Here is an 18,071-nt window from a genome sequence, read left to right on the forward strand (position 1 = left end):
ATTTTCAGCATGTCATGAATTGTATGTTATTACCCTTAATCATTTTACTATGCTCGAGAGATTCTGTCATTTTTCTCCCAAATATGAATGAATACAGCAAAAAAAGCGCCTGATAAACCAGGCGCTCCGTAAGGTATCCATAGAGTCAAATGACAACTGGTTACCGGCAAATTCCTTATTTAAAAACTTTGATGCGATCTTCAAGCGGTTGGAATTGTTTCTCGCCTGCTGGCGCTTCCACTTTACCGAAAGGCATTTGAGCGAGCAGTTTCCAGCTTGCAGGCAGGTTCCATTCAGCTGCAACTTGTTGGTCAATCAGCGGATTGTAGTGCTGCAGGCTTGCTCCCAGACCTTCTGCTTCCAGTGCAGTCCAGATCACCAGTTGAAGCATGCCGGAGGATTGCAGGGACCATACAGGGAAGTTATCCTTGTAGGTCTCGAATTGGGATTGAAGACCTTCGATAACGGAATTGTCCTCGAAGAATAATACAGTACCATATCCATTGCGGAAAGCGCCCATTTTCTCGGCTGTCGGTGCAAAGTTTTCAGCTGGAACGACAGCTTTCAGTGTCTTTTCTGTAATGTTCCACAGTTTGTCATGCTGTTCGCCCAAAAGAACGACAACACGTGCGCTTTGAGAGTTGAATGAGGATGGTGTGTGTTTTACAGCTTCATTCACGATTTCCTGGATTTTTTCATCAGATACAGTGATATCCTTGCTGATTCCATATATGGAACGTCTTCCTTTGAGTGCGGAGAAAAATTCGTTAGACATTTTTATAGTTACCTCCAATAATCTATTTACTTACTTTTTTATTATATATTCCAATCTTCTCTGTTGCAATACTTTGTTTTAAAGTTCATGGATATTTAAACCTGTTGAAACAAAAAGAAACCTTCTCCAAGTAGGAAAGGTTTCTTTTTCAAGCAAATATACGTTGTTCTGTTCCGCCTATTTAACCACGACAACTTCTGGCTCCGGTTCAAAACCAAACGCCGTATTCACGCCTTCAATAATCGTGTTCATTAAATATTGGATTTCCTCAGCCGTGGCATGATTATGGTTAATAATCATATTCCCGTGATAAGGGGATATCATGGCACCGCCATACTCCTTGCCCTTCAAATTCAAGCGGTCTACAAGCGCACCGACCGGCACGCCATAATCATAATTGTTTTTGAACACCGAGCCGCAGGAAGGATATTCAAAATGCCGCTTGCCGTTACGGTACTTAGCGATATCAGTCATGTCGGAGGGAATCATCAATCCCTGCTTCGTCAATGCCGAAGCTTCAGCATCCATATACGAATAGAATGATGCCAATGTGGACATTCCTTCCTTTGCTTTCCAGCGCTTCAGCAGTTCATTGCCCGCAGCGATTTGCTGCGCATCCGGAACCGCCAGCATATCGGCCCCCAACACTAGCCAAGGATTCATCTGGAAGATGGACTGCTTATAACCGTACTTGCACTGGGAAACATCGATGGATTGCATGGAAAGAGACGGGTCGGATAAGTCCACATAATAAACCGTCTTGATAATATCGCTGATCTGATGGTGATTGTACTTGGCGTTCATGAATATACCCGCTCCTAGACCTCCAGGCAGAAGATACGTAAATTCATAGCCTGGAATGTTGAACAGGAGTCCGCTGATCGACAGCATGGACATGGGTGTTCCTGAGGATATAAACCATTTGGACGGCTGAATGTCCCAGTATACAAATTTTTTCAAGGAAATATAGAGAGTGTCCTCCCGCGGATTATCCGGAAACAACAAATTAGAGCCCATTCCGCAAATAAAATAGTCCAGTCCATGCGTTCTGCATCCCTGAAGTAGTGTAAGCAGCTCTTCTACGGTTTCCGGCATAGCAAAAAAGTTCGCCTTTCCGCCAATTTGATAAGAGGAATGATTGGCAAGGGGTTCATTTCGCATGCATAAATTTTCAAATGTCATCCGGTTATTCAACATCATGGATCCTTCTCACTTTCAACTTCATTTTGAGGGTTTCATAAATCCTTTGTTTTTATCTTTTTTCACGTAGACCTATCTATTCTAATATATCGCCCGGCATAACGCCATGTGTCATTTCATACGAGCTTACAGAGTATGTAAACGGATTTATTTTAAATAAAAGGCTGCAGATCCGACGGAACGAGTATCCGTCACATGTTCCGGGTCAATAATGATCATTACTGAATGTAAAATATTTCCGAGGTGACACCCATGAATTCACGTAAACCCCTGCTTTCTCAAGGCATTATGATCATTTTACTTTCGATAGGAATCATGAACCATGTGTTCATCATCCCTCTCCTGCTACAAACGTCACGCAGGGACTCCTGGATTTCCGTTCTAATTTCCATATTGCCGCTGATGTTGTTTCCGGAATGATTTATTTTATAGCCAAACAAATGAAAGACAGAAAAATCGAGGTGTGGCTGAAGGATCAATTTGGTGTGACGGCAGCTGTGATCTTTAAGACTCTAATGTGTATTTTTATGTTTTCCATATGTTTCTATACACTCTTTGATACCACCAACTGGGCGAAAATCACCTTCTTATCTGCGACTCCGGTTCTCGTTACCTCCCTTATTCTGCTGGCCTTGTGCTTTTATGCGGTAATCAAAGGATTTAAGGCCATTGCCAACGCTTCGGGTATCCTTCTGCCTCTCGTGGTCGTGCTGGGTTTTTTCATTATGTTCGTCAATGTCCAGTACAAAGATTTCACTCAGCTGTTTCCTGTACTTGAAAATGGTTGGGGCAATGTAGGTACGGGTGTGATGTATGCCTGCTCCGGCTCGTTTGAGATATTCATTTACCTTTTCATTCAGCCCAAGCTTGATAAACCCGCCAAAGCATGGCAGCTGCTTCTGCTCGCTCTTGTATTGATCGGGTTGACTCTGGGGCCGCTAGTTGGAGCAATCACCATATTCGATCCTATGGAGGCAGAAAGACAGCGTTATCCTGCTTATGAAGAATGGCGGGTTGCGACACTGGGCAAATACATCGCACAAACAGATTTCTTTTCCATTTATCAATGGCTGTCAGGCGCGTTCATCCGCATTTCAATTGCTTTGTATTTAATAGTGGATATTTGGGATATTAAAATAAAGAGAATCCGGATATTAACTTATTTTGCACTGGTGCTCGTGCTTTACTTCTTAAACATGTTTGGACCTGATGATATTCATTTCCTCAGGTTTATGAAAAATTACTATTTCCCGGCCTCCTTTATCTTCTTGGCCCTGATTACTTGCGTTCTGTTCATCTTGGCTTACATCTCATCCAGAAAGAAGGTGCAGGAGGATCATGGCACTTGAAAGCCAGTCGCAGCCATTCGCCAACAATAATGAAACAATTGATAAAGTCTTCCTGGAACAATATTATGCAGAGTGCCAAGATGTGGTCCTTCACCCCTTTTATGTAGGCGACTCCGCAAATAGACAGACCATTCTGCTGATTTACTGTGATGGCATGTCCAATACCGGGCAAATCAACCAGTTTGTGCTGCCCAGACTTGAAAGAATGTACGGAAAAACGGGATTCTCAAGCGCCTCGGACATCGAGGATTGCCAGTACATTCCCCTTACCCGGCTTAAGGCCGATCAGCTCCTGAAGGAACTTGATATTAAGGTGTTCGCAGGAATGCTTGTTGTCTATTTCCAAGAAATCCACGCTTTCTTTACCATGGATGTCAGCGACCAGCCCAACCGGTCTCCGGAAGAGTCATCCACCGAGTCCTCCATCAAAGGACCTCATGACGGATTTACCGAATCCCTCACCACCAACGTAGCCTTGGTTCGAAAACGCCTAAGATCGCAATCATTTTGCGTGGAAAATTTTGTGCTCTCCGAACGCGGGCAGACCAAAGTCTCTCTTCTCTACATTAAAGATATAATTAATCAGGATATAGTAACTGAAATCCGAAGCCGTTTGAATAGCTATGAAGGGGATGCCATCATAGGCACATCCCAAATTGAGGATCTGGTTCAGGGAGATCTCAAGAGCATTTTTCCTTTAACTGATTATGTCGGCAGACCGGATTATGTGGCGGACAGTATCTTAAGCGGCAGATTTGCGGTCATATTTGACGGCTCTCCCATGGCTATCATAGCTCCCATCACCTTGTCATCCCTAATTAAGTCGCCGGAAGATACAAACATGCCTTTTCATATCGTTTCAATTCAACGAATTATGCGTTTGGCAGGCCTTGTGATAGCACTCTTTTTACCTGGCTTCTACATTGCCCTGACAAGCTTTAATATCGAACAAGTCCCTACCCCGCTGCTTGCTACCATTATGAACTCAAGATCGGGATTACCGTTTTCCATTTCTATGGAAACCTTTATGATGCTTTTTCTATTCGAGGTATTTCATGAAGCAGGCATTAGACTTCCCAAATCAGTCGGGCAGACCATCACTGTCGTCGGCGGTTTGATCGTCGGTGATGCAGCCATTCGCGCGGGCATTACCTCTCCCACAATGATCGTAATGGTTGCGGTCACCATTATCGCTACCTTCACGCTGGTCAATCAGGTATTGGCAGGGACAACGGCTATCATCAGACTGTATGTCCTTATGCTCTCTTCATTTTTGGGGATGTTTGGCTTCTTTATTGCCTTGTTTTCGCTTGTTTTGCATCTTGCTACACTGGAATGCTATGGAGTTCCATACCTGGCTCCTATCTCACCGTATATTAACCGTGATGCATGGGAAGGGCTGTTACGAAAACCCATAAAAGATATGTTTCGCCGTCCGAAGGTACTGCGCACCCAAGACCCTACCCGAAAAGGAAGCGAATAGAGAAATGAAGGGCATACAAGGCATGATTTTGCTACTCTTTTGTACGGCTGTGTTGACCGGCTGCTGGGATCAGAAAGCTGTTCAGGATATGAACATTATTACGGCCGTTGGTGTTGATTACGTAAAGGACAAATACGTAATCTACGGCAAGCTCTCGGATTTCAGCTCGGTAGTAACGAGTGAAAGCGGCGCCGGTAGCAAGAAAGCAACCTCTTGGGTAGGTAGGGGAGAAGGTCCCACCGTTTCTTTGGCCTTCAATGATATGTACCCTTCATCGCAGCATCAAACATTATGGACTCATGTGAAATCCATTGTTTTAACCGAATCCGCGTTGCAGAATTTAACCGATATTTTCGAAGAAATGCTGCGATCAAGAGATATTCGTTATACGCCTTGGGTTTTTGCTACCAAGATGCCCATCGAGGACATTTTCAATGCGGAAACCACATTCAATCAATCACCGCTTAAGCTATTGATGTTCGAACCAAAAGAAGTATACAAACAATATTCTGCTGTGGAGCCCATTCGTCTGCAAAAGCTGATGAACGCTGTACGTGAGCCGGCTACTGCAATCATGCTTCCTGATATCTCCATCACGACAAAGCATTGGAAGACCAATGATAAAGACAATTCCATGATGGTGCTTAATGGTGTATTTGTTATTCAACAAGGAGTCAATAAAGGTTGGGTCAGCCAAGAAGAGTTAAGCGGTGCCAGAATAGTCAAGTTCAGCTCTATAAATCGTTTTCCGCTTAATTTGGACTCAAGCAAAGGCGCACCTTCATCGCTGAGTATGCATCACGCCAATTCTGCTTATCAGTTGAATCAAAAGAAAGGCAAACTAGCGTTTGATGTCACAGTAACCGTCCATGCGAATATTACCGAGTCCGCCTGGAAAAAGGGAATGGATGAACAGCAGATGAAAATGGCTGCGGAGCAGAAGCTGACGCGTGACATTCTTGAAAACTTCACCAAGACCCAAAAGAAAGGCATTGATCTGTATGGATTCGAAGAATGGCTCTACCGTTATCATTACAAGTTGTGGAAACAAAAAAGCAGCGGTGGTCCGCTGCTCCCTGATCTGGAGATGGGTAACGTGAAGGTTACGGTGAAAATTGACCACTCCAACACCTATAAAATGTAAACAAGTCCTACTTTTTCTCCATATCGCTCCGTCCCCAGTATGCTGTCATGCTGGTGATGAGTCCATTTTCATTAAATGTCATGACCTCGATGATATGAAAAATAAACGCGGAGCCATCTACCTGAGTCTCTATATGTAACGCCATTGCACCCGAATTTCCGTGTGAGGCCCTGATCGGCTCCTGCCGGTGGATTCGGGTATTCCCGTTGACAACCTTCCGGTAAAATTCCGTGATAGCGGCTTTCCCTTGAACCGGGGCCGTACCCGCAGGATCCTCTACAGTGGCTTCTTCAGCAAAAAGCGAAAGTATTCCCTCTAAGTTATCCTGATTAAAACTGTCGATATACGATTGCATTGCTGTCTTGATTTCCTGTTCTGTTGGCATTTCGTTTCCTCCTTCAGTACGATGGACTGGTTTGGCAAGACTTGTTGTGATCGTACTTTTCATTATTCACCCTCAGAGTTTACCTTGTCAAACGCTGCCTCTATACCGGATCGATCTCCTCTAACACTTTACATGATGCCCCGATCAGGATAAGGTTATATATTGAGGCCTTACTAATACGGGCAATATACTAATTCGAGTTGAACACGGATTATGCGAGAGGGGGGTCTGCATGAAATCAGATATGGACACAGTGCTTCATAGCAGGGTAACTGTAAAAGATACCCTTTTGTCCGGACGTGTACTCATTATGACGGCTGTAGAAGCAGAGCAGCAGGCCATGCTTCGCGGGATCGGCGATTCGAAAATTTTTGATGTAAAGCTCGCTGGATTCGGCCCTGCATCTGCGGCGGCACGGACTGCGGCGGAGCTCTCTGCGTCCGACTATGGACTCGTCATCAGTGCAGGCATCGGCGGCGGTTTCCCGGGAAAAGCGGACGTAGGTTCTACCGTTATCGCAGACCGGATTATTGCGGCTGATCTGGGCGCAGAAACCCCGGACGGATTTCTTAGCGTGGACGAGCTCGGATTCGGCAGCTCTGTTATCATGCCCGAGCCCGCCTTGGTACAAGCATTTATAGACGTGATGTCGTCCACCGGGATCAATGCAAACCGGGGCTCCATCCTGACCGTTACCACAGGAACAGGCTCTGCGGAGAGAACAGCAGCCTTAACTACAAGAATCCATGATGCGACAGCCGAAGGCATGGAAGGCTTCGGTGTTGCGACTGCAGCCAAGCTGTGGAATCTGCCTGTGCTCGAGATCCGCACTATTTCCAACGCCGTGGGACCGCGAGACCGGGCGGCCTGGCGTATGAAAGAAGCATTTGCTGCACTTGAAGCCGCAGGCGCTATCTTAAGGAGGGTAATCACAGAATGAAAATCGCATTTTCCCCATGTCCCAATGACACCTTTGTATTCCATGCGTGGACGCACGGCTTAATTCCCGATGCTCCCGAGCTGGACGTTACCTATGCCGATATTGATATTACCAACCATCTGGCAGCTCAAGATGAAAGCGACTTCGATGTCCTTAAAATTTCCTATGCGGCTCTGCCTTGGGTTCTGGACCGCTACGTACTGCTGCCCTGCGGTGGAGCTCTCGGCAGAGGCTGCGGTCCGCTTGTGCTTGCAGCAGGGGGAGATCATATTCCACAAGATCCTTCCGCATTATCCGGACGACGTGTTGCCGTTCCTAGCGAACGCTCAACGGCATATCTTCTGTTCCGGCTGTGGGCTGCTCAAAATGTTCCGGGAGGCGTAGGTGAGATCGTGGTCATGCCATTCGATCAGATCATGCCTGCTGTTCGCGACGGGCAGATCGATGCCGGTCTTGTCATTCACGAAGCCAGATTTACATATCCCGATTACGGACTGCAGCTGATGACCGATCTTGGCAGCTGGTGGGAGCAGGACACCGGCCTTCCTATTCCACTTGGAGCTATCGTTGCGAAAAGGACACTTGATTTGAAAGCTATCTCGGGGTGGGCACGCGCGTCTGTAGAATATGCTTGGGCACATCCTGATGATTCACGGGAGTATGTCCTCAGCCATGCACAGGAAATGGATCCAAAGGTGGCTGACGCTCACATTGATTTGTACGTCAACAGCTTCACAGCGAATCTGGGAGATGACGGATATGCCGCTATTACATCTTTGCTGAGTCGTGCAGCTGATGAAGGACTCGTCCCTCATATCGATCCCCAAGCGCTCATGCTTCCCTAATGAAGCGGAAACAAAGGGCTATCCCAAAAGCCATGGAATGGCTGCCTGGGATAGCCCTTTATTTTGATTAGGATATACGTAAGCGTTTGGTGAAGACGTTCCGCGAACGGACCGTTGTTTAAACGGGAATCGTATTTACAATCCTTTTAAAATCATAAAAAGGAAGAATCGCTGCCTTGCTGAGTTTTTGCGTTCTCTAAAATGAAGAAGGGCTGTCCCTATCGTGGAAATTCCACTTATGAGACAGCCTCTTTTCTTTGTCCAACAGAGAATATTTATCCTAACGGAAATCCTTTGGAATTCTTCTGGCAACGCCTGTCAGAATGGCGGCCTGTACCACAGCTTTACGCACTTCTATAACAACCTGTTCATTGAATATACTTGGAATAATGTAGAGCTCATTCAACTCTCCGCCGGTGACCACCGAAGCGATAGCGCGTGCGGCAGCCAGCTTCATCGGTTCGTTGATGCAGCGCGCTCTGCAGTCCAATGCGCCTCGGAACAAGCCCGGGAATACCAGGACATTGTTAATCTGGTTCGGGTAGTCGCTGCGTCCTGTCGCGTAAACTCTTGCGTGAGGAATCGCCTCTTCCGGTGATACTTCCGGTAGCGGATTAGCCATTGCGAACACAATCGGATCGGGTCCCATACCCCTGATATCCTCTCCGTTCAGCAAATTCCCTCGGGATACGCCGATGAATACATCCGCACCTTTGATCAATTCTTTAAGTGATCCTTCTGCGGATTCAACTTGTGGCTGTTCTGCCAGCCACTGCCACATCGGATGCGAATACTCTCCGCCTCTGATAATCGCGCCTTCGCGATCTACAGGGACAAGCTTGGTCACACCTGCACTCAGCAGCATCTTACAGATGGATACACCTGCTGCGCCGATCCCGTTCACGACGACACGAATGTTTTCAATGCGTTTGTTCACAACCTTTAACGCATTCAGCAAGCCAGCGATAACGACAACCGCTGTGCCATGCTGATCATCGTGAAATACAGGGATCTCCAGCTCTTCCGTCAGCCTTCTCTCAATTTCAAAGCAGCGGGGCGAGCTGATATCCTCCAGATTGATACCGCCGAATATCGGACTCATCGCCTTGATCGTCCTGATCAATTCCTCCGTATCATGCGTATCCAGGCATATTGGAAAAGCATCCACGTCGGCAAGCTGCTTGAACAGCATCGCTTTGCCTTCCATCACGGGAGCAGCCGCATACGGACCAATGTCTCCTAGTCCGAGGACCGCCGTTCCATCACTGACAACCGCGACGGTATTTCGCTTGATTGTCAACGAGTAGGCTTTTTCGGGATTTTCGTGAATGGCGGTGCAGACCTTAGCAACTCCAGGCGTATATACGCGGGACAAGTCATCCCGGTTTTTAATCGGCAATGTTGGTTGAATCTTGATTTTACCGCCCAGATGGACGAGGAATGTCCGGTCCGAAACGTTAATCAGCTTAATGCCTTCATGCTGTTTAAGTGATTCGACCACTTTGTTCTCTTCTGTGTCCGCTACTTCTACAGTGATATCCCTCACGGAATAATCTTTACCCGGTCTGATGACGTCGATGGAAGTGATATCGCCCCCCGCATTGCTGATTGCGGCAGCCACATCCCCAAAGGTGGCCTTCTCATGATTAAGTTCTACACGCAAAATGATACTTGTGTTTGCCATGAAACTTCCCCCTAATATGGTGTAATTCAATTGTAACCGATTTCAACACGCACATATCATAACAGGAGGAGGACTGCAAAACAAGCGTCTGAAGTCCATTCCTTTTCAAATGAAGACTCCGCTTCACCTAAAAAATGATGTTACGGCATGTTGGCATGATGGGTATTCGATTCTCTTTTATTCGTTTCATGTACGCCCATAACAACAGCTACTAATTCATAGATATCGAGATGTTCAGATCCATTCCGCAAACAAAATGCGCCGGATTCAAACCATCCGTTGATTTTATCAAACTGTGCTACTGCGGTTCCATATTCATCCGTGATGCTGTACTCCTTGGAAAATGCAGGGGAAAAGATTTCATAGGTTCCTCTATCTTCGGTTTCATATTCAAATTTCTTGGAGAAAAAGCTGAGCCGATGTCTCAGTACCCCCAGCTGGCTGCCATCCGCCGCCTTAATATCCCATTTGTTGGATAAAAGACGGAAGCTACCGCTACATACCAAAGCCCCTTCTGCATTGTTCACATTCAGCGAAGAGCCAAATGCGCTTTTCAAATCGAGACTTCCGGCATGCTCCTGCTTTGCATTCATAATTTCCGTATAGCCGGCATTGAAGAAGTTATCTTTAAAATACAGTTCCAGCCTGGGCACCTTCTTTCATTGATTTATTCTTCTTTTATCGCACGGGAATAAGAAAGCCATGGACAATAATACATCCATGGCTTATGTTCATGCAAATTTTGCATCATTCTAATCTAGCGTTTGACAAAAGCTGATCCAGCATAGCACGGGTTTCTTCGGAATCGGGCTCCAGCCGTAATGCCAGTTCCAGCACCCTGCAATCCTTCCGATGCTAAAGTTCCGACTAAATGCATCGTTTTGAAGCACCGCCTTTCATATTTCAAAGATAGTCTATACTATTATTAGTTTATTTTCCATATTTTTGTGTTAAACATTCACCATGTATTTCATATGAACCTGATTTACGATCGGCTTAAAACCGCTCTCTTCCAAAATACGTACAAGCTGCTGCTCGGATAACGGAAGATTTACTGTACGCCGCAAGACTTTTTTATCCAGAGGCACATACACTTGAGTCAACAGTGCTTTCAACACTTCAGGAACCTCTTCTTCTGCAGTGTTCACCGTCCGGCATTGGTATAGCGAGGTCGAAATATGCTCTCCTTGCGCATCAAAAATTCTTTTATAAAGAGCATAACCGGCAACCTGACCGTGATCGTCCATCGCAATGACCGATTCACCGTTTACAATATTCTCCCACTGTGTCTGCCATGGCATATGACCAACATGAAGGTTCAAACGCTGTATATCTTGAGGTAAGCCAAAACGGAAATGATATGTATGGACGGCACCTGTAGCGAATACTCCAGGATTAAAGCCATCTTTTTGCTCATAATATCTCAGGTTGTCGATATGCTCGTAACCCATTTTGGAATACAGCTTGATCGCAGGCTCATTTTCGCTTAACGCCTCAAGCAGGGCAACCTCGGCGCCTTTTTCCCTGTATACGTCCAGAGCTGCACCAATGAGCTGTTTACCATGACCCTTACCCCTATATTCAGGTATAATGCCCGTGCCGCCGTTCCAGGCAGTCAGCCGCCCATCCACCGTGCGGAAGCCGTTCATTACAAATCCGATCGGTTTGCCGTTATCGCATAGGGCAATCGAAGATTCCAAGGACAAATGATTCTCAGGAATCCGTCTCACAAATGTGTCCACGTTCATCCTCATATCCGACGCATATCCTTTAAATCCTTCATTCCACAATTCGGAAAGCTCTGCTGCAGAAAAATCGCTAAATTTTTTAATTTCCATCAACGGTTCTCCCTCATAATTAGAATTTATTGGTATTAACTTCATAATGAACAAAATGTGAATTGAAAGCAATCATTTTGTAACTTTAACCAGATATCCATGTGATAATGTTAGTACCTGTGAACCACTTCATTGACAACATCATCTTGTACGGAGGCATCAAGGAAATGAACATAAGTGAAAAGAGAATATCTACATACTTCATTGGTTCCTCACCGGGCACAGCCTGTTCCGAAAGCAGGGTTTGTCTATATGTCTAATCAACTTTATAACCATAAGCGCTATATGCCGGGACTTGACGGACTGCGGACCTTGGCCGTGTTTTTTGTCGTCTTGTATCATTTGAACGTCAATTGGGCTCCGGGAGGCCTGCTTGGGGTCAATATCTTTTTTGTATTATCCGGCTATCTGATTACAGATTTGTTAACCGCGGAGTGGAGCCGCAACCAGTCCATCGACCTCAAGGCGTTTTGGATTCGCCGCTGTAGAAGACTGCTTCCAGCCATGCTGGTCATGATGGCAGCTGTCATGGCTTGGGTCACTCTTTTTAACCCTTCATTGATGTCCGTCCTGCGAGGAGATGTTATTTCTTCGCTTTTCTATGTCAACAACTGGTATCTTATTTTTCATCAGGTTTCATATTTCGAAAAGTTCGGTCCCATCTCTCCACTGGGCCATATGTGGTCACTGGCAGTGGAGGAGCAATTCTATCTGCTCTGGCCGATCCTGCTCCTGCTCGGAATGAAAATGATGAAGCGACGCGGCCCGGTCTTTCTGCTTATTCTTACAGCCGCAGCTCTATCCGCATTATCGATGCTGATGCTGTATAATCCGGACAGTGATCCAAGCCGGGTTTATTACGGAACGGATACACGGGCCTTTTCGCTGTTGATCGGCGCTGCCCTCAGTATCATCTGGCCCAGTCGAAAGCTGTCTACCCAAACAACCATCAAAACGCGGCTTTATCTTAATGGCATTGGAATCCTTGGTCTGGCATCCCTGTTCATCATGGTGTGGAATACGAATGAATATGAATCTTTCCTGTATCCTGGCGGTTTTCTGCTTTTATCGCTCATGACTGCTCTGATCATCGCATCAGCCGCCCATCCGGCCTGCCTGGTAGGTAGATTGCTAGGGATGAAGCCTCTAAGATGGCTGGGCGTCCGCTCATACAGCATATACATATGGCATTACCCTGTAATTGTACTTACGGCCGGAACTAATTCAGATCCTGCTGTATGGCGGGCGCTTCTGCAATCAGCGGCGAGCGTTTTCCTTGCTTCCCTTTCCTACAAATATATCGAGGAACCGATTCGTGGCGGATTGATTGGCAGACTATGGGGGAAATTTCGCAAGGGAAATGTAAATCTGTCTCGGGTCCCGCTCAAGGGCTGGCTTACATTCGGTTCGGTACTGGTTCTTGTTATGGTATCATGTGCCGGCTTTGCGATGCAGACTCCGGTGAATGCTTCGATCCTGCAGCAGGAATCCACACCGGTCTTCGCTCCTGAGATACCTTCTGTGAATGTAGGAAATTCGGATAACGCGGCAACGGCTGTCAAGCCTCCACAAATGAAGGAGATGCCGAAACAAGAAGATTCCCAGTCCCAGTCTGACGGTAAACCGTCTCCACCTGTAACTAATGCTGGACCGCCAGCTGACACCCAAAAATCATCACTGCAAACGGACAAAACAGATGGAACTGACAAATCCATTCCGTCAGAAAAATCCGAAACGCCAAGTAAGCACGATAAACCAGAATCATCTCATGATTCTTCGGGCAAGAAAACCGATACAACCGATGCTGCCATATCCGGCAAGAGCTCTATACCAGTCACGGCTATTGGCGATTCTGTCATGCTGGATGCACAGCCCTTTCTGCAGAAACGGATTCCTGAAGCTGTCATCGATGGAAAAATCGGCAGACAGATGACGGAAGCGCCTGAATTGATCTCCCGCTTACGTTCAGAAGGAAAGCTTGGCGACCAGGTCGTCATTGAACTCGGAACAAACGGGCCTTTCAGCAGCAAACAGCTGATGTCGCTTCTGGATTCCCTTCAAGATGTACGCAGAGTTGTGCTGGTCAATACCAGGGTTCCTCGCAGCTGGGAAAATGTCGTCAATACCTCTATCAAAAAGGCGGCTTCCGCTTATCCCAATGTCGCACTGCTCGACTGGCACGCCGCAAGCAGCGGCAAGTCTTATTTTGAGCCGGATGGTGTCCATTTGAAACCGCAGGGGGGTAAAGCGCTAGCAGACCTGATTGCCCTAGAATTAGGCTATAATAAATAACTGAATCTGCACTTATACACAATGGTCAAAAGAGGACTTCTTCTCTGAAGAGGTCCTCTTTTTCACTGGTCTTTTCAGCAGGCTAATGATCGTGATTGGGGGGATTATTTTATTAGCAGAGTTCAAAAAGAGTCGATCAGGGGCATCCAGAGGAGGAGCAGTGTGAGTACTATGGGAGAGAGGGGCTCATTAAGCCCTAGTGGTCCTAACAGCAAGCGATCCCTCAATAATTGCATCGAGAAGTCCGGCAAATGTTATTCCCGCCGCCTGCGCGCTCCGCGGAAGCAGACTGGTCCGGGTCATTCCGGGCAGTGTATTAACTTCGAGGATATAAGGTATTCCATCCTTCAGCATGATATCTATCCGGGCATAAACAGAGCATTTCATGGCGAAGTAGCTTTTTTCGGCTGCTTGCTGAACGCGCTCTGCGGTTTCCCTTTCAAAAGTAACAATCTGCTCTTCGCTCTCTCCCGGTTCATATTTCGACGTATAATCAAAAAATTCCGCGTTCGGCTTAATCGATACAATCGGCAGATGCTCACCGTTCAGCATGCTGCAGGTGATTTCCTCGCCGCGAATATACTCTTCGACCATAACCTCCTCGCCAAAGGAAAAAGCTGTACTCACTGCTTCAAGCAAGCTCTCTTCATTTCTGACGAGTGTGACTCCAATACTTGATCCGCCTGCATTTGGTTTGACTACCAATGGATATCCGAAGGAGGTTAATCGTCCATCGCGAAACTCATCCATGCTGCGCAGTACCGTCCAATCCGGTGTATGGAGGCCCTCGTAACGCAGCAATCTTTTGCTCAGATCCTTATCCATGCATAAACCGCTTGAAAGAAGTGAACATCCTGTATACGGGATTCCCATGGTCTCGAGTGTTCCCTGAATCGTTCCGTCTTCGCCAAAACTGCCATGAAGCGCGAGCAGAGCGATATCGATTCCTTGCGCCTGTTCCAAGAGATCCTGTTTCCGCTTAATATCAATCGGAATCACTTCATATTTGGCTCGATCCAGATGCGCCATCATTTCCCTGCCTGTCGCCAGCGACACTTCTCGTTCCGATGAGACGCCGCCCATGATTACGCCAACCTTCATTGTTATGCCTCCATTCTCTTTTTGACCGCTCTGCCGATAATTTGAATGCCCCTCAGCAGCTCATCATCGCTCACTCGTGAAAAGCCGAGCCGAAGGGTATTGGAACCTCCGCCATCGGTAAAAAACACATCCCCGGCTGTATAAACAACCCCCTGCTCATAGCACTCGCTGAGTATCTCCCTTGCATTGCAACCATCTTCCAGCTCCATAAACAGATGCAGTCCCCCGGATCCGGTCAGTCGTTTGCAGGGAATGTAATCGGTACAGTACTGAACGGCCAGCTCATGCTTGCGTTTGTATTCCGATTTTGCCCTTTTCAGATATTTCTCGAAATTTCCATTATGGAAATATTGGTACAATACCGCTTGATCTAAAGTGGATGTGTGAATATTGCGGGCACGTTTTACGCTGACCAGTGCATCGATCAGTTCCCGGTCCGCTGTAATCCAGCCGATACGGATACCAGGAAAGAGGATTTTGGAAAAACTGCCCAGGTAAATGATGCTGTTGCCCTCTCCGCCAAAAGCAGCCAGGGGTGCCATATGTGAGCCTGAATATCGCAGTTCCTCGTTAAAGCCGTCTTCAATCAGCGGAATCCGGTGTTCAGCAAGGAGACGCAGAACCTCGACCCTTTTCTCAGCCGACATGACAATACCGGTCGGATTGTGATACGAAGGCGTAAGATATGCAAGCCCAAACTCCTGATCCCGCAGCGCCTGCTCAAATTCGTCCAGCCTTACGCCGTCCTGATCCATTGCGATCCCGGTAATGTCGTAGCCGTGTAATTTTGAAATTTTAATCGCCGTATGATGTGTGGGATTCTCACAGAGGATATGTTTTTGGGGCACCTCAAGTGACGACAAGATGATATCGTATGCTTCCGTAAATCCGTTCGTAATCAGAATATCCTTGCCTTCCATATCCACGCCCTTGGCTTCCATATATCCCGTCAAATATTGAATCAGGGGCTTGTAGCCTTTGGCATAGCCGTAATTCAGCAGTATTTCCCCCTCCAGCGACATCCGGTCCAGAAACGCGCGCTTCACGTTGGCCAGATCGAACAGTTTCTCATCCGGCGCAATGCTGGCAAAGTTGATCATTCCTTTTTCACCGCGCAAATCACGTTTCATCAGATCATATTCGTTTGCTTGCTGCGCCGTCGTATTCAGACGCTGCTTCCAATCCATCGACCAGGATGGGACGGAGGCAATGCCAACGCGGGAGACAAAGCTCCCTTTGGAATGAACGGTATAAATAAATCCTTCCTCTTCAAGCTCTGAATATACCGTCACCAGTGTATTGCGGCTGATACCCAGCGTTGTGCTAAGCTCCCGCGTTGATGGTAGCTTCTGATCCACTCTACCCTTGCCTTTGGTAATCCACTGCTTCAAATATTCTTTAACCTGAACCGTTAACGGCCGGCCTTCAATGATTTTAAAATCGGTGAACATATCGCAATCCCTCCGTATACTATCTTTGCATAAAGACTCAACGGAAGAAAGAGCCACCACAGAGCTATTTGCTGGCAGTCGTGGTTCAGTATGCCAGTATGACAAAAAACCGCACAGCACAAGGCTGTACGGTCTCATTCAACAAATATGGATTCAGGCTTCGCCGCCGCCAGACTTTTCGATGCGCGGGAAGGTGGATAATGCTACGTTCCCGGCAATCGCGCGGGAGATCATGCAGGAGCCTTCTGCCTTTTCCGCCAGCTTGCGTGCATGCTCCATATCCTTTTCCGAAGCTTCCGGCTTCAGTCGGATATAGGGTTTATGGGTAATGCTGACATACGTAAAAATATTGTTGGTGACATCCACGATGCCTTCCGACTCCAGCGACAGCTTTTCGACAGGCAGACGGCCCCGCTCCATCATCGCCGCCAGGGTAATCAGATAACAGGTCGCTGCAGCACCCAGGAGCATTTCATCCGGATTCGTGCCGATGCCCGGTCCGCCCATCTCCTTGGGGATGGATATGGCGGTTCTCAGCTGCCCGGCTTCAATTCTGCCCTCGCTGTTCCGTCCTCCGTCCCATTCCGCCTGTAGAATAAACGAATGATTCATCACGCAACGCCTCCCTCGATTGTTATTGTGTCACGGCTTCCGGATCGGCTGCAAACCCGTTGGCCTTATGATTAAACCGTTTCCGGTACCCGCATTTCCGGCATAGCTCTTCCACTACTTCCCGTCTTGAAAAACCGTCAACGATATTCGCTGCGCGTTCGCCTTCAATAATATCCGTAAAAGAATTCTTATAAATATTACCCAAATTGATGACCCCTTCCCCATCCAGACAGCATGGGATAACGGTACCATCTACCAGCACGCCGGCCTGATTGCGAAGTCCATGGCAGAACCCTGGTCCAAAATCCTCTTCCGCATTCAAATCAGGCCATTCAAATTCATGATCCATATTAATGAAGATCCGGTCCGCGATCTTGATTCCTTTACCAGGCTCGACCATCTCATCGATCTTATAATCCAGATCAAATTCTTTCTCGACGTACTCCAGCATTTCACGGTTGCGGCTGCGCTCCAGATTCGTTGCATTATTCATATCCAAATTCCACAGACGGAGCGATACGATCAGGTTCGACTGTGCCACTGCTTCCTTAACGAAGTTCAGTACCTTGGCGATGTATAAATCCTTGTCCTTGGAGCCTTCATGCCCGTCAAAGCTGTGCAGGGAGAAGTTCATCTGCCGGAGAGCTGGCTTATTCATGAGCTTGGGTCCTGCTTTATGCAGCAGAGTCCCATTGGACGTAACATTCACTTTAAAGCCTTTCTCATGTGCAATGTCCAGCAGCTGGTCAATATGGGGATGGAGCAGCGGTTCACCTTTTACATGAAAATAAATATAGTCTGTATACGGCTTGATCTCATCAAGCGTATGGGTAAATTGTTCAATCGTAATATAGTTGGTAGCCCTGTGTGTTGGCGGGCAAAAGGTGCAGGCCAGATTGCAGCGGCTGGTCAGCTCGACATAAAACTTTTTGAATTTCTTCATTATGTTTACTCCAGTCTGTTCCTAATAAT

The 18,071-nt window shown here is 47.0% G+C and carries 16 protein-coding genes; 6 read left to right on the forward strand and 10 right to left on the reverse strand.

The window, feature by feature from the left end:
* Positions 1-175: 175 nt before the first annotated feature.
* Both KJS65_RS10690 and KJS65_RS10695 read right to left on the reverse strand, forming a co-directional pair.
* Positions 176-775 carry a nitroreductase family protein gene (locus KJS65_RS10690; RefSeq protein ID WP_213649800.1) on the reverse strand — a complete coding sequence of 200 codons (600 nt, stop codon included), beginning with the start codon at positions 773-775 and terminating at the stop codon, positions 176-178.
* A gap of 177 nt (positions 776-952) precedes the next feature.
* Positions 953-1,975 carry a UDP-N-acetylmuramate dehydrogenase gene (locus KJS65_RS10695; protein ID WP_244864476.1) on the reverse strand — a complete coding sequence of 341 codons (1,023 nt, stop codon included), beginning with the start codon at positions 1,973-1,975 and terminating at the stop codon, positions 953-955.
* Positions 1,976-2,391: 416 nt separating this feature from the next.
* Between KJS65_RS10695 and KJS65_RS10700 the strand changes: the two genes are divergently transcribed.
* From KJS65_RS10700 to KJS65_RS10710, 3 genes are read left to right on the forward strand one after another with little or no spacing between them, the layout of a single operon-like run.
* Positions 2,392-3,324 (forward strand): endospore germination permease, encoded by a 933-nt coding sequence (locus KJS65_RS10700; RefSeq protein ID WP_213649801.1) that lies wholly within the window; start codon positions 2,392-2,394, stop codon positions 3,322-3,324.
* Positions 3,314-4,807: a spore germination protein gene (locus KJS65_RS10705; RefSeq protein WP_213649802.1), complete on the forward strand. Its 1,494-nt coding sequence runs from the start codon at positions 3,314-3,316 to the stop codon at positions 4,805-4,807. The genes KJS65_RS10700 and KJS65_RS10705 overlap by 11 nt, the downstream gene beginning before the upstream one ends.
* A gap of 4 nt (positions 4,808-4,811) precedes the next feature.
* A complete protein-coding gene (locus KJS65_RS10710; protein ID WP_213649803.1) occupies positions 4,812-5,951 on the forward strand; it encodes a Ger(x)C family spore germination protein in 1,140 nt (379 codons plus the stop codon).
* A gap of 7 nt (positions 5,952-5,958) precedes the next feature.
* Here the strand turns inward: KJS65_RS10710 and KJS65_RS10715 are convergent, their stop codons facing one another.
* A complete protein-coding gene (locus tag KJS65_RS10715; RefSeq protein ID WP_213649804.1) occupies positions 5,959-6,336 on the reverse strand; it encodes a nuclear transport factor 2 family protein in 378 nt (125 codons plus the stop codon).
* Positions 6,337-6,568: 232 nt separating this feature from the next.
* Here KJS65_RS10715 and KJS65_RS10720 point away from each other — a divergent pair, with 232 nt between their 5' ends.
* Both KJS65_RS10720 and KJS65_RS10725 read left to right on the forward strand, forming a co-directional pair.
* Positions 6,569-7,276, forward strand: coding sequence for a futalosine hydrolase (locus KJS65_RS10720; RefSeq protein ID WP_244864477.1), 708 nt, complete (start codon positions 6,569-6,571; stop codon positions 7,274-7,276).
* The gene (locus KJS65_RS10725) at positions 7,273-8,121 is read left to right on the forward strand and encodes a 1,4-dihydroxy-6-naphtoate synthase (RefSeq protein ID WP_213649805.1); all 849 of its coding nucleotides are present in this window, start codon (positions 7,273-7,275) and stop codon (positions 8,119-8,121) included. The genes KJS65_RS10720 and KJS65_RS10725 overlap by 4 nt, the downstream gene beginning before the upstream one ends.
* A 280-nt stretch (positions 8,122-8,401) precedes the next feature.
* On the opposite strand, the gene KJS65_RS10730 is transcribed toward KJS65_RS10725, so the two are convergent.
* The 3 genes from KJS65_RS10730 to KJS65_RS10740 form a co-directional block, all read right to left on the reverse strand.
* Positions 8,402-9,805 (reverse strand): NAD-dependent malic enzyme, encoded by a 1,404-nt coding sequence (locus KJS65_RS10730; protein WP_213649806.1) that lies wholly within the window; start codon positions 9,803-9,805, stop codon positions 8,402-8,404.
* Between the two features lie 140 nt (positions 9,806-9,945).
* Positions 9,946-10,458, reverse strand: a complete 513-nt coding sequence (locus KJS65_RS10735) for a hypothetical protein (RefSeq protein WP_306432972.1) — start codon at positions 10,456-10,458, stop codon at positions 9,946-9,948.
* A gap of 297 nt (positions 10,459-10,755) precedes the next feature.
* Positions 10,756-11,643 (reverse strand): GNAT family N-acetyltransferase, encoded by an 888-nt coding sequence (locus KJS65_RS10740; RefSeq protein ID WP_213649807.1) that lies wholly within the window; start codon positions 11,641-11,643, stop codon positions 10,756-10,758.
* 252 nt (positions 11,644-11,895) lie between these two features.
* Here KJS65_RS10740 and KJS65_RS10745 point away from each other — a divergent pair, with 252 nt between their 5' ends.
* Positions 11,896-13,935, forward strand: a complete 2,040-nt coding sequence (locus KJS65_RS10745) for an acyltransferase family protein (RefSeq protein ID WP_213649808.1) — start codon at positions 11,896-11,898, stop codon at positions 13,933-13,935.
* A 189-nt stretch (positions 13,936-14,124) separates the two neighbouring features.
* On the opposite strand, the gene KJS65_RS10750 is transcribed toward KJS65_RS10745, so the two are convergent.
* The 4 genes from KJS65_RS10750 to KJS65_RS10765 all read right to left on the reverse strand — a co-directional run bounded on the left by KJS65_RS10750 (position 14,125) and on the right by KJS65_RS10765 (position 18,042).
* A complete protein-coding gene (locus KJS65_RS10750) occupies positions 14,125-15,036 on the reverse strand; it encodes a D-alanine--D-alanine ligase (protein WP_213649809.1) in 912 nt (303 codons plus the stop codon).
* 2 nt (positions 15,037-15,038) lie between these two features.
* Entirely contained in the window at positions 15,039-16,487 is a 1,449-nt protein-coding gene (gene pdxR, locus KJS65_RS10755) for a MocR-like pyridoxine biosynthesis transcription factor PdxR (RefSeq protein WP_213649810.1), read from the reverse strand.
* 153 nt (positions 16,488-16,640) lie between these two features.
* On the reverse strand, positions 16,641-17,099 hold the full coding sequence (locus tag KJS65_RS10760) for an OsmC family protein (protein ID WP_213649811.1): 459 nt from the start codon (positions 17,097-17,099) through the stop codon (positions 16,641-16,643).
* Positions 17,100-17,121: 22 nt separating this feature from the next.
* Positions 17,122-18,042, reverse strand: coding sequence for a radical SAM/SPASM domain-containing protein (locus tag KJS65_RS10765; protein ID WP_213649812.1), 921 nt, complete (start codon positions 18,040-18,042; stop codon positions 17,122-17,124).
* Positions 18,043-18,071: the final 29 nt, after the last annotated feature.

The organism is Paenibacillus sp. J23TS9 (assembly GCF_018403225.1).
Taxonomy (GTDB): Bacteria; Bacillota; Bacilli; order Paenibacillales; family Paenibacillaceae; genus Paenibacillus_AQ.

Bases quoted from the DNA above. Each gene is read 5' to 3' on its own strand.
- KJS65_RS10690 (WP_213649800.1), bottom strand. From the start codon at position 775: ATGTCTAACGAATTTTTCTCCGCACTCAAAGGAAGACGTTCCATATAT.
- KJS65_RS10695 (WP_244864476.1), bottom strand. From the start codon at position 1,975: ATGATGTTGAATAACCGGATGACATTTGAAAATTTATGCATGCGAAAT.
- KJS65_RS10700 (WP_213649801.1), top strand. From the start codon at position 2,392: ATGATTTATTTTATAGCCAAACAAATGAAAGACAGAAAAATCGAGGTG.
- KJS65_RS10705 (WP_213649802.1), top strand. From the start codon at position 3,314: ATGGCACTTGAAAGCCAGTCGCAGCCATTCGCCAACAATAATGAAACA.
- KJS65_RS10710 (WP_213649803.1), top strand. From the start codon at position 4,812: ATGAAGGGCATACAAGGCATGATTTTGCTACTCTTTTGTACGGCTGTG.
- KJS65_RS10715 (WP_213649804.1), bottom strand. From the start codon at position 6,336: ATGCCAACAGAACAGGAAATCAAGACAGCAATGCAATCGTATATCGAC.
- KJS65_RS10720 (WP_244864477.1), top strand. From the start codon at position 6,569: ATGAAATCAGATATGGACACAGTGCTTCATAGCAGGGTAACTGTAAAA.
- KJS65_RS10725 (WP_213649805.1), top strand. From the start codon at position 7,273: ATGAAAATCGCATTTTCCCCATGTCCCAATGACACCTTTGTATTCCAT.
- KJS65_RS10730 (WP_213649806.1), bottom strand. From the start codon at position 9,805: ATGGCAAACACAAGTATCATTTTGCGTGTAGAACTTAATCATGAGAAG.
- KJS65_RS10740 (WP_213649807.1), bottom strand. From the start codon at position 11,643: ATGGAAATTAAAAAATTTAGCGATTTTTCTGCAGCAGAGCTTTCCGAA.
- KJS65_RS10745 (WP_213649808.1), top strand. From the start codon at position 11,896: ATGTCTAATCAACTTTATAACCATAAGCGCTATATGCCGGGACTTGAC.
- KJS65_RS10750 (WP_213649809.1), bottom strand. From the start codon at position 15,036: ATGAAGGTTGGCGTAATCATGGGCGGCGTCTCATCGGAACGAGAAGTG.
- pdxR (WP_213649810.1), bottom strand. From the start codon at position 16,487: ATGTTCACCGATTTTAAAATCATTGAAGGCCGGCCGTTAACGGTTCAG.
- KJS65_RS10760 (WP_213649811.1), bottom strand. From the start codon at position 17,099: ATGAATCATTCGTTTATTCTACAGGCGGAATGGGACGGAGGACGGAAC.
- KJS65_RS10765 (WP_213649812.1), bottom strand. From the start codon at position 18,042: ATGAAGAAATTCAAAAAGTTTTATGTCGAGCTGACCAGCCGCTGCAAT.